The sequence below is a fragment of the Lonepinella sp. BR2474 genome (assembly GCF_051851555.1).
Classification (GTDB): Bacteria; Pseudomonadota; Gammaproteobacteria; order Enterobacterales; family Pasteurellaceae; genus Lonepinella.
On record NZ_JBPDVH010000003.1, the window covers coordinates 216,815 to 228,107 of the forward strand.

The following is an 11,293-nucleotide window of genomic DNA, read 5'->3' on the forward strand; positions in this document are numbered from 1 at the left end:
ATAAATTTGTTTTAGAATAAGACATTATTCTTACGCCATGTTTAGACCAATGAAACTCAATTTTCCAACCATATTAACTATTTTTCGGGTGATTCTGATCCCATTCTTTATTATTGCGTTCTATTTACCCGCTGAATGGACAAATATTGTGACCACGGCGATCTTTTTTGTGGCCTCTATCACCGATTTATTTGATGGCTATTTAGCACGCAAATGGAAACAAACCACTCGTTTTGGCGCCTTTTTAGATCCTGTGGCGGATAAGGTTATTGTTTCCGCTGCCTTAATTTTGATCGTGGAATATTATCATGCCTTTTGGATTACCATTCCCGCTATTGTGGTGATATCCCGAGAAATTATCGTGTCCGCCTTGCGTGAATGGATGGCCGAAGTGGGCAGTCGAGCTAAAGTTGCCGTGTCTTGGATTGGCAAGGTCAAAACCACCGCACAAATGTTGGCATTGGGTGGTTTGTTATGGCGTTATAACAGCCTTATGGAATACGCTGCGATTGCCTTACTCTACGTGGCCGCCATTTTAACGATTTGGTCTATGTTGCAATATTTACATGCGGCCAAAGAACCGCTCTTGCAAGATCATGATAATGAATAATAGGGAGACATTTTCTTAGAGATCATTCCGCTTGTTTATAAAAGCATAAGAAATCGATTCAAAATTAACCGTTTGAATTTATTATTTAAAATAACATTTGACTCAAGTTATAAAATCCGTAAAATGCACAACCGTTGAAAGCAATTAGCCGAAAACAAAGCGGGAATAGCTCAGTTGGTAGAGCACGACCTTGCCAAGGTCGGGGTCGCGAGTTCGAGCCTCGTTTCCCGCTCCAATTTAAACCTAGCAAAAGTTAGGAAATGCGTTTAGCCCGAGTGGCGGAATCGGTAGACGCAAGGGATTTAAAATCCCTCGCCTTTCGGGGCGTGCCAGTTCAAGTCTGGCCTCGGGCACCATTTAAAGCAACATGAAAACAATATAATGACAGCTTAAGCCTGTCTTTTTTTATGCCTCTCACTCCTCTATTCATCTCTATCGGTGGCTAATTCCAAGATTTTTAAAATCACCTGCACGGCACTTTCCATGCCCTCAAGGGTAATCAGTTCGTGAATACTGTGAAAATTATAGCCACCGGTAAAAATATTCGGACAAGCTAATCCTTGTTCGGCCAACCATGCACCATCCGTGCCACCACGAATCGGTTTATGATGAGGTTTAATTCCGCATTCTCGCATAGCTAAATCGGCTAACTCAATGGATTTTGGTACTTTACTCACGCAGTTATACATATTTTTATAACTGTCTTGGATCGTCACTTGAATCGGTGGCGAAAGCTGTTTTTGTTGGTTGAGTTGATTCACCAATGACACAAGCAAGGCTTTACGTTGTTCAAAATGTGCATTATCAAAATCCCGAATTAAGTAATGTAATTCTACCCCGTTGACATCCCCCACAAATCGGTTTAAATGGAAAAAACCTTGTTTATCCGCCGTTTTTTCTGGCACCTCGTCAGCGGGTAATAATTGTTGAAACTCACAGGCCAAGGTTAACGCATTGACCATTTTATCTTTGGCATAACCCGGATGAATGTTGCGACCAGAAATACGAATTGTCGCACTGGCCGCATTAAAATTTTCGTATTCCAATTCCCCGACGGCGCCACCATCAATGGTATAGGCCCAATCACAGGGGAATTTGTCCAGCGCAAAAAATTGCATACCTAAACTGATTTCTTCATCAGGGGTAAATGCCACACGAACATTGCAATAAGGCTGATTGCTCTGTTTTAAGCGAAAAAGTGCGGTCATAATTTCGGCAATTCCCGCCTTATTATCTGCGCCAAGCAATGTGGTGCCATCCGTGACAATCAAGGTTTTGCCCACTAATTTGTGCATAAACGGAAACATGACAGGGCTAATAAATTGTTCACCAAGGCCTAACGCCACATCACCGCCACGATAATTGACAATCACTTCTGGTTTGACATTTTTACCACTGCAATCTGGCGACGTATCTAAATGCGCCAATAAGCCGATAGTGGGCGCGTTGGTCACATTGCTTGGCAAATAAGCGGTTAAAATCCCATGTTCAGAAAGTTGAATATCTTGCAATCCCAAGGCTTGTAGTTCTTGCGCCAAATATTTGGCTAATTTCAGTTGACCCGGTGAGCTCGGTGAATATTTTGCCCCAATTTTGGCTTGCGTATCAAATGACACATAGTTTAAAAAACGCTCCAATAAATCATGATGATATTCCGCTGTTGACATGGTTTTCTCCCTTAATCTTTCTCTTTTTTTGATTATGCAAAAACCCCATTCAATACGCAATTTTTTTCACAAATTTATGCACGAAGTTTTATCTATATCAATTTTTAGGCATTTATTGGGTAACCACTGAAAAAAATTGGCGAAAAAAGGCATTATTTCCTTTTCATTATGCCCCAATCGCTATATCATAAGGGCTTATAAAATTCGGTGCTTGCTTATGCGTTTAAGTGAGTGTTGTGGTTCTATTTAACTAATCCATATTAGTTTTTCAGGGAGAAAACCAAAGCTAGTGGAAAAAACGACTAACCCTATCGTTTTGGAAGAAACGCCAAAACCCATTGTTGAGTTACGTTCTCTTACAAAATCCTATGGTGATAACACCATTATCCAAGATTTCAATCTCACCATTAATAACGGTGAATTTATCACGATTCTAGGCCCTTCAGGCTGTGGTAAAACCACGGTTTTACGCTTAATTGCGGGCTTTGAAGAAGTCAACGGCGGCCAAATTATTATTGACGGTGAAGATGTGACCCATATTCCCGCCGAACAACGCCATGTCAATACCGTGTTCCAAAGCTATGCGCTCTTTCCACACATGACCATTTTTGAAAACGTGGCATTTGGATTGCGTATGCAAAAAGTCCCTGAAGCAGAAATTAAACCCCGTGTACTGGACGCCTTGCGTATGGTGCAATTGGAAGACATGGCGGAACGCAAACCAAGCCAACTTTCCGGTGGTCAACAACAACGTATCGCCATTGCCCGTGCGGTGGTGAATAAACCGAAAGTCTTATTATTAGACGAATCCTTGTCTGCATTGGATTACAAGTTGCGTAAGCAAATGCAGAATGAATTAAAATCTTTACAACGTCAATTAGGCATTACCTTTATTTTCGTGACCCACGATCAGGAAGAAGCCTTAACCATGTCTGATCGCATTATTGTGTTAAGAAAAGGCAATATTGAACAAGACGGTTCACCACGAGAAATTTACGAAGAACCGCGTAATTTATTCGTGGCGAAATTTATTGGCGAAATCAATATTTTTGACGCCACTGTGTTACACCGTGTGGATGAAAAACGTGTAAAAGCCAATGTAGAAGGTCGCATTTGTGATATTTATGTGGATCAAGAAGTGCATGAGGGGCAAAAACTCAAAGTATTGTTACGCCCTGAAGATGTGTTGCTTGAAGAACTGGATGAAAATGAACAATCTAGTGCCATTATCGGTTACATTCGTGAACGTAACTATAAAGGCATGACCTTGGAATCCACCGTTGAATTAGAACATAACGGCAAAATGGTACTGGTCAGCGAATTCTTTAATGAGGACGACCCAAATATCGATCACTCCTTAGATCAAAAAGTGGCGGTGACTTGGATTGAAAAATGGGAAGTGGTATTAAACGATGAAAATGATCACCAATAAATTCCAAAAGGTTACGGTCGGCATTATTTTTGCGTGGCTGATTTTCTTTGTTTTTGCACCGAACTTTCTTGTCTTTTTGGTGAGTTTTTTAAGCAAAGATTCCAGCAATTTCTATGCGTTGCCGTTTACCTTTGAAAACTACACTCGACTATTCGAGCCGTTATATGGCACCGTGGTGTGGAATTCCTTGTATATGTCAGGCATTGCCACGATTTTATGTTTGGTGATCGGCTACCCGTTCGCCTTTATCATGACAAAAATCAAGGAGAAATACCGCCCACTGTTGATGTTCCTGTTGGTGTTGCCATTTTGGACCAACTCATTGATTCGTATTTACGGTATGAAAGTGTTCCTTGGGGTAAAAGGCATTTTAAACAGCTTGTTATTATCCATTGGGATTATTAGCGAACCGATTCGGATTTTAAATACCGAAATTGCGGTGATTATTGGCTTAGTTTATTTGCTGTTACCTTTTATGATTTTGCCACTCTACTCGGCTATTGAAAAATTAGATCTTCGCCTATTAGAGGCGGCCAAAGATTTAGGTGCCAATGGATTCCAACGTTTTGTGAAAATCATTATTCCATTGACCATGCCAGGGATTGTCTCTGGTTGCTTACTGGTATTACTGCCTGCCATGGGAATGTTCTATGTAGCAGACTTATTAGGCGGGGCAAAAGTCTTGTTAGTGGGTAACGTGATTAAGAGCGAATTCTTGATTTCTCGTAACTGGCCATTTGGTTCGGCGATTAGTATTGGCTTAACCATTTTAATGGCGTTATTAATTTTCGTTTATTATAAAGCGAATAAATTACTGAATAAGAAAGTGGAGCTAGAATAATGGGTCGTATCCTACGTAGTGGTTTTATGTTGGTGGTATATGCCTATTTGTATATCCCCATCGTGATTTTAGTGGGTAACTCGTTCAACGGTGACCGTTATGGGTTAAGTTGGAAAGGGTTTACTTGGAACTGGTATGAGCGTTTATTTAACAATGATACGTTAATTCAAGCGGCGATTCACTCGGTCGTCATTGCCTTTGTGGGTGCGACTTTGGCCACCATTATCGGTAGCTTAACGGCTATTGCTTTATACCGTTATAAATTCCGTGGAAAACAAGCGGTCAGCGGTATGTTGTTTGTGGTGATGATGTCCCCCGATATCGTCATGGCGGTGTCTTTATTGGCCTTGTTTATGATTGTGGGCATTTCATTAGGTTTTTGGTCGCTATTACTCGCCCATATCACCTTCTGTTTACCTTATGTGGTGGTCAGCGTGTTCTCTCGCTTAAAAGGTTTTGACTTGCGTATGCTTGAAGCCGCTCGAGACTTAGGCGCCAGTGAAGTGACGATTTTGCGTAAAATTATTTTACCCCTCGCACTGCCTGCGATTATTTCAGGTTGGCTATTAAGTTTCACCCTATCCTTAGATGACGTTGTGGTGTCCTCTTTCGTCAGCGGTGCAAGCTATGAAATTTTACCATTGAAAATCTATTCCTTGGTGAAAACGGGTGTCACCCCTGAAGTGAATGCCCTCGCCACGATCATGATTGTACTTTCCTTGTTATTAGTGGTGATCGGTCAGTTGATTAATAAGAAAGAGAAAATATAGGCAAAACCTAGAGAAAGCCTAGACAAAACCAACGTTTCAACATAAAATAGCGCCCGACCCGAAGCTAGTCTCTAGCCCAAAGTCAGGCGTTTTTTTATGTCTTTCTATTTGAAAAAATAAAAAGCGGATACTCTTACTTACTCTCAACGGAGAAAATCTTAAATGAAAAAATTAGCAGGTCTTTTCGCAGTTAGCTTAGTCGCTGTTGCTTTGACTGGTTGTAACGATAAAGAAACCAAAACTGAAACTTCTGCAGCCCCTGCGGCCACCCCAGCAGCAAGCGAAGATAAAGTGGTCAATCTTTATACTTGGACGGAATATGTACCAGATGGTTTATTAGACGAATTTACCAAAGAAACCGGTATCAAAGTTAACGTATCAAGCCTTGAATCTAACGAAACCATGTATGCCAAAGTGAAATTACAAGGTGCAGGGGCTGACGGTTACGATGTGATTGCACCGTCAAACTATTTCGTGTCAAAAATGGCACGTGAAGGGATGTTAAAAGAGTTAGATCACAGCAAATTACCAGTGATTGCGGAACTCGATCCGGATTGGTTAGACAAAGACTACGACAAGGGTAACAAATACTCTTTACCACAATTATTAGGTGCACCGGGTATTGCCTATAACGTCAAAACCTACAAAGGATCTGATTTCACTTCTTGGGGTGATTTATGGAAACCTGAATTTGCCGGTAAAGTGCAATTATTAGATGACGCGCGTGAAGTGTTTAATATTGCCTTAGTGAAATTAGGTAAAAATCCAAATACCACCAACCCAGATGAAATCAAAGCCGCTTACGAAGAATTATTGAAATTGCGTCCAAACGTACTTTCTTTCAATTCAGACAACCCAGCGAACTCGTTTATTTCTGGCGAAGTTGAATTAGGTCAATTATGGAATGGTTCTGTACGTATTGCCAAAAAAGAATCACCAGATACCATTGATATGGTGTTCCCGAAAGAGGGGCCAGTATTATGGGTTGATACTTTAGCGATTCCTGCTAATGCCAAACACCCAGACGCCGCACACAAATTAATTAACTATATGTTAAGTGAAAAAGTGTCTGAGCAATTAACTTTAGAAATTGGTTATCCAACCTCTAACTTAAAAGCAAAAGCGAAATTACCCGCAGAGATCACCAACGATCCGGCCATCTACCCAACGGCTGACGTCTTGCAAAAATCTTACTGGCAAGATGATGTTGGCGAAGCGGTTGAATTATATGAAAAATATTATCAAGAGCTAAAAGCAGCGAAATAATATTGCGGAATTTGATAACTTAAAAAAGTGCGGTGATTTTCACCGCACTTTTTGTTTATCTCAAACAACCCCAAACATAAAATAAATTTCTCTCATTCACATAATTTTGCTTGCGTAGGGATTAAAATGAATATATATTCATAATAAATGAATAAATATATAAAATACCCCAAAGGAAGATATTATGCACAGCTCCGAATTAGTCCAATGGTTTCGTCAATCTACCCCTTATGTCAATATGCACCGTGGTAAAACGTTTGTGATTATGCTTGATGGGGATACGATTGCGAGTACAAATTTTATTAATATTATCAGCGATATTCGTTTATTACACAGTTTAGGGATCAAATTAATCATTGTGTTTGGTGCGAGAGTGCAAATTAATGAATTGCTTTTACAACATCAGATTAAACCACAATATCATAAAAATATTCGGATTACCGATCAAAAAACCCTTGATTTGGTCAAGCAAGCGGTGGGAAAACTGAATTATGATATTACTTCAAGACTGTCAATGCGACTTCCCCATTCGCCTTTACTCAATGTGGTCAGCAGTAACTTTATTCTAGCACAACCCATTGGCGTGGACGATGGTGTCGATTATTTATTAAGTGGTAAACTCCGCCGTATTGAAGTAGAAAATATTCAACAACAGTTAGATCGTGATGCGATCGTGTTAATCGGACCTATTGCCCCCTCCGTGACGGGAGAAAGTTTTAATCTGCCCTTTGAAGAAATTGCGACACAAGTTGCGATTAAAATTAAAGCCGAAAAACTGATTGGCTTTAGTGCCACACAAGGGATTTTAGACCCACAAAAACAAACCATTTCGGATTTATTACCACAAGATGCCGTTGAATATCTGCAAGAATTTATTCACAACGATCTTTATCACAGTTCCCAAGCTCGCTTTCTACAAGCTGCCATTGATGTTTGCCGTGCAGGGGTTAAACGTTCGCATCTATTAAGTTATGAAGAAGACGGTTCATTATTGCAAGAATTATTTACCCGTGACGGTGTGGGAACACAGCTTTCAATGGATAATTCAGAAGATATTCGCATTGCCACCGCACGTGATATACCAGGTTTACTTGAATTAATTCACCCATTAGAACAACAAGGTATTTTAGTCAAACGCTCTCGTGAACAATTAGAAATGGATATTGAAAAATATACGATTATTGACCGAGATGGTGTCATTATCGCTTGTGCTGCATTAAATGTTTACCAGCAGGAAAAAATGGCTGAAATGGCTTGTGTCGCTGTTCACCCTGATTATCGTAACTCCTCTCGTGGTGATATTCTATTAGAAGCCATTCAAAAACGAGCAAAAAATTTAGGCATTGAAAAATTATTTGTTCTCACGACCCGAACCGTTCATTGGTTTCAAGAACGAGGATTTAGCGTCGCCAATGTAGAAGATCTGCCACAGGAAAAACGAGAACATTATAATTACCAACGGCGGTCTAAGATTTTGATTCAGGATTTAGCCCTGCACTGACGTACAGGGTTATAATAGTAACGATGCTCCGCATCTTTTATAGTACTGAGTAGTTACACCATGCTTAACCCACAAAATGTCGCTGTGATTTCGTTTCATCACGGCTTAATATCAAACGGTGGTAATTTTCAAAACGCACGGGGTGAATTTTGCCTTGTTCAACAGCTTCTCGTAAGGCACATTGCGGATCGTCTAAATGCTTACAATCACGGAATTTGCAAGTGCCGAGAAAATATTGAAATTCACGATAACCCAGCGTAATTTGCTCGGGTTCTAAATGCCATAAACCAAATTCTCGAATACCCGGGCTATCAATCAGATTCCCCCCTTGTGGCAAATGATATAAACGTGATGAAGTGGTGGTATGTTGTCCTAAGCCTGAGTTTTCACTCACCGCATTGGTTACCGCATTGACTTCTGGCATAATTTGATTGACCAGACTGGATTTCCCTACCCCCGATTGCCCGACAAAAATAGAGGTGCCAGAAGCTAAAAGTGCGGTTAATTTTTGCATATTTTTACCCGTTTGGGCGGAAATCATCAGAGTTTGATAACCAATATCTTGGTAAATTTTTAGCTGTTGTTCTGCTTCCGCCAGTGCCGGCTCAGAAAGCAAATCCACTTTATTTAACACAATCACTGCTGGAATATTCGCCGTTTCGCAAATCACTAAATAACGGTCAATAATATTCAATGATAGGGTTGGCAACACGGCAGACACAATAATAATGCGATCAATATTGGCTGCCATGACTTTTAAACCATCATAATAATCAGGGCGAGCCAGTTCATTTTGACGGGGTTGCACCGCTTCAATCACGCCACTAATCCCTTGTAATTGCGCCAGCCCTTTACGCCAAATGACCCGATCCCCCACTACCACGCTCGCCAACGTGCGGCGTAAATTACAACGGAAAATATGGCCTTGTTCATCTTCCACATCCGCGTGCATAGAATAACGGGTTACCACCACCCCATCTTGCGTATCCCCTAGCATATCATCTTGCCAATCTATTTGTTTTTTCTGCTGGCGTTGATGACGATCTAAGGCTTTTGCATTATTACGATGAATACGCCGTTTTTGGTTTTGGGTCAATTTTTGCTTTGCCAATGAGATTTCCTTAAAAGTGCGGTGATTTTTCTATCTATTTTATAATTGGGAATTTTGCTACAATAGCACAAATTCAATATAGGATACTTGATATTATGCCACAAGATAAAGAAAATCTCATTTGGATCGATCTAGAAATGACAGGATTAGATCCCGAAAAAGAACGAATTATTGAAATCGCCACCATTGTCACGGATAAAAACTTAAATATCCTTGCCGAAGGTCCTGTTTTAGCGGTTAAGCAATCTGATGAATTATTAGCCAAAATGAGTGATTGGTGCGTGAAAACCCATACAGAAAATGGCTTAATTGAACGCGTCAAAACCAGCAAGCTCACCGAACACGCGGCCGAATTACAAACTCTTGATTTCTTAAAAAAATGGGTACCGAAAGGCCAATCCCCTATTTGTGGCAATAGCGTGGCACAAGATAAACGCTTTTTATTTAAATATATGCCCGATTTAGCCGATTATTTCCACTATCGTTATTTGGATGTCAGCACACTCAAAGAACTGGCTCGCCGTTGGAAACCTAAAGTGTTAGAGGGATTTAAAAAAGAAAACACCCATTTAGCGTTAGATGATATTCGGGAAAGTATTAAAGAACTCGCTTATTACCGTGAACATTTTATTAAATTAGATTAGAATTTCTACAAACAAACAGAAAATAAAAATTTCTGCTTGCACGACAGAAATTTTTTCTTATAATAAGACCTGTTTTCGACATATTGCATGTCGCTCTGCGGGAATAGCTCAGTTGGTAGAGCACGACCTTGCCAAGGTCGGGGTCGCGAGTTCGAGCCTCGTTTCCCGCTCCAAATTTTAAAGGACGCTTTGAGCGTCCTTTTTTATGCTTGAAATCTTAATAAAGCTACTGTTCAAAAAACTGAATGGTTTCTTTAGAAATCTTACCTCTTTCCTCATATCCCACACTGTCACAGCTCAGTTTCTTTTTAGAAAATTTCAGAGATGTTTGAGCACTAGCATTACCTGAACCTGAGTCTTCAACCAGATATAAGTTTTTTCCGCTTTTCAATGTCAATTTATAAAAAAGTGCTGAGTATCGATATTCATAACAAATTTGTTTTAAAATCTCAATTTTGACATCATTTGGGCTGAGTTCTAATAGTTTATAAAAATTTGTACGTGTAAAATTTAGCACTGAACTAAACTTCAAATTTAATGTTGGACGAGTTTTATCATCAGTATCAACACTCCCGATGACCTCAGAATAACGATTTTTATCACTGAACAATTCTTTATTGTACCAAGAAAAAATATCACTGTTGACCAAATTAACATCCAACTTAAGGTTAGGCCAATCATCTGTATATTGTCTTTTAAAATATTGCTCAAATTCTACACTATTATTGCTAGTTGCTAATTTTTCATAGGTTTCATAATCCGGCATCTTGGAATCTTTTAAAGCCGATGTTAAAAATTGGCTCGCTTCAGCACAACTACTTAATAACATAGGCAAGGCAAGCCATAAAACAGATTTTTTCATAGAACACTCCTTTATCAATCACGTTTATTTATATTTCGAATAATATAGTTTTAAACAACTTTTAATACTTTGTTTAAACCCACCAATATCATCAATCAGGCATTTATTGCTTGTGCAAGAAAGCGCATATTCGACTTTATTAAGTTCATTAAAATTACGGAAAGAGACTTGAACATTGCCATTGGGTAAGGTTCGGTATTCAATCGTACGTTTGATTTCCTGCTTATCATAATCTTGCGCACTAATAATAGGATCAAAATCAATACAACTTTCACCAATTTTCTTTGCTACTCGGTCATCCCAATCTATTACTTTTTTAAAGTCAGCTGTCGCCAATTTATAATAATTCGGCCGTTTATCACTAAATAAAGGCTGATAAATTTTCTTAACTGTTGCAATTTTTAGATCATCGATGGAGGCTTGAGCAGAAATTGCCAATCCCGCCAATGCTAATGCAATCATAGCTTTCTTCATGTTGAAACTCCTATTCATTATTTTTATATACAGAGGTGTTTTAGTTGTTATGTCAATAACAACTAAAAGGATTATAATCCTTGCGAAAATTGACTATTTTTCAATCTAATGTAGG

11 protein-coding genes and 3 tRNA genes are annotated in these 11,293 nt (G+C 39.4%); 10 read left to right on the plus strand and 4 right to left on the minus strand.

Annotated features, from left to right (window positions below; translation table 11 throughout):
- Positions 1-49: 49 nt before the first annotated feature.
- The 3 genes from pgsA to ACTG7Q_RS06055 all read left to right on the plus strand — a co-directional run bounded on the left by pgsA (position 50) and on the right by ACTG7Q_RS06055 (position 966).
- Entirely contained in the window at positions 50-610 is a 561-nt protein-coding gene (gene pgsA / locus ACTG7Q_RS06045) for a CDP-diacylglycerol--glycerol-3-phosphate 3-phosphatidyltransferase (protein WP_439241914.1), read from the plus strand.
- A 159-nt stretch (positions 611-769) separates the two neighbouring features.
- A tRNA-Gly gene (locus tag ACTG7Q_RS06050) sits at positions 770-845 on the plus strand.
- Between the two features lie 34 nt (positions 846-879).
- A tRNA-Leu gene (locus ACTG7Q_RS06055) sits at positions 880-966 on the plus strand.
- Between the two features lie 66 nt (positions 967-1,032).
- On the opposite strand, the gene pepT is transcribed toward ACTG7Q_RS06055, so the two are convergent.
- A complete protein-coding gene (gene pepT, locus ACTG7Q_RS06060) occupies positions 1,033-2,277 on the minus strand; it encodes a peptidase T (RefSeq protein ID WP_439241916.1) in 1,245 nt (414 codons plus the stop codon).
- Positions 2,278-2,587: 310 nt separating this feature from the next.
- Between pepT and potA the strand changes: the two genes are divergently transcribed.
- The 5 genes from potA to argA all read left to right on the plus strand — a co-directional run bounded on the left by potA (position 2,588) and on the right by argA (position 8,087).
- Positions 2,588-3,709 carry a spermidine/putrescine ABC transporter ATP-binding protein PotA gene (gene potA / locus ACTG7Q_RS06065; protein ID WP_439241947.1) on the plus strand — a complete coding sequence of 374 codons (1,122 nt, stop codon included), beginning with the start codon at positions 2,588-2,590 and terminating at the stop codon, positions 3,707-3,709.
- On the plus strand, positions 3,690-4,550 hold the full coding sequence (gene potB, locus ACTG7Q_RS06070; RefSeq protein ID WP_439241918.1) for a spermidine/putrescine ABC transporter permease PotB: 861 nt from the start codon (positions 3,690-3,692) through the stop codon (positions 4,548-4,550). The genes potA and potB overlap by 20 nt, the downstream gene beginning before the upstream one ends.
- Positions 4,550-5,320, plus strand: coding sequence for a spermidine/putrescine ABC transporter permease PotC (potC, locus tag ACTG7Q_RS06075; protein WP_386692969.1), 771 nt, complete (start codon positions 4,550-4,552; stop codon positions 5,318-5,320). Before potB ends, potC begins: the two co-directional genes overlap by 1 nt.
- 162 nt (positions 5,321-5,482) lie before the next feature.
- The gene (locus ACTG7Q_RS06080; RefSeq protein ID WP_439241920.1) at positions 5,483-6,586 is read left to right on the plus strand and encodes an extracellular solute-binding protein; all 1,104 of its coding nucleotides are present in this window, start codon (positions 5,483-5,485) and stop codon (positions 6,584-6,586) included.
- A gap of 184 nt (positions 6,587-6,770) precedes the next feature.
- Positions 6,771-8,087: an amino-acid N-acetyltransferase gene (gene argA / locus ACTG7Q_RS06085; protein WP_439241922.1), complete on the plus strand. Its 1,317-nt coding sequence runs from the start codon at positions 6,771-6,773 to the stop codon at positions 8,085-8,087.
- Positions 8,088-8,151: 64 nt separating this feature from the next.
- Here argA and rsgA read toward each other — a convergent pair whose 3' ends face one another.
- A complete protein-coding gene (rsgA, locus tag ACTG7Q_RS06090) occupies positions 8,152-9,198 on the minus strand; it encodes a small ribosomal subunit biogenesis GTPase RsgA (RefSeq protein WP_439241924.1) in 1,047 nt (348 codons plus the stop codon).
- Positions 9,199-9,293: 95 nt separating this feature from the next.
- On the opposite strand from rsgA, the gene orn reads away from it, so the two are divergent.
- Positions 9,294-9,842: an oligoribonuclease gene (orn, locus tag ACTG7Q_RS06095; protein ID WP_439241926.1), complete on the plus strand. Its 549-nt coding sequence runs from the start codon at positions 9,294-9,296 to the stop codon at positions 9,840-9,842.
- 97 nt (positions 9,843-9,939) lie between these two features.
- Positions 9,940-10,015, plus strand: a tRNA-Gly gene (locus tag ACTG7Q_RS06100).
- 53 nt (positions 10,016-10,068) lie between these two features.
- Here ACTG7Q_RS06100 and ACTG7Q_RS06105 read toward each other — a convergent pair.
- Both ACTG7Q_RS06105 and ACTG7Q_RS06110 read right to left on the minus strand, forming a co-directional pair.
- A complete protein-coding gene (locus ACTG7Q_RS06105; RefSeq protein WP_439241928.1) occupies positions 10,069-10,704 on the minus strand; it encodes a hypothetical protein in 636 nt (211 codons plus the stop codon).
- A 24-nt stretch (positions 10,705-10,728) separates the two neighbouring features.
- Entirely contained in the window at positions 10,729-11,178 is a 450-nt protein-coding gene (locus tag ACTG7Q_RS06110; protein WP_439241930.1) for a hypothetical protein, read from the minus strand.
- Positions 11,179-11,293 lie beyond the last annotated feature (115 nt).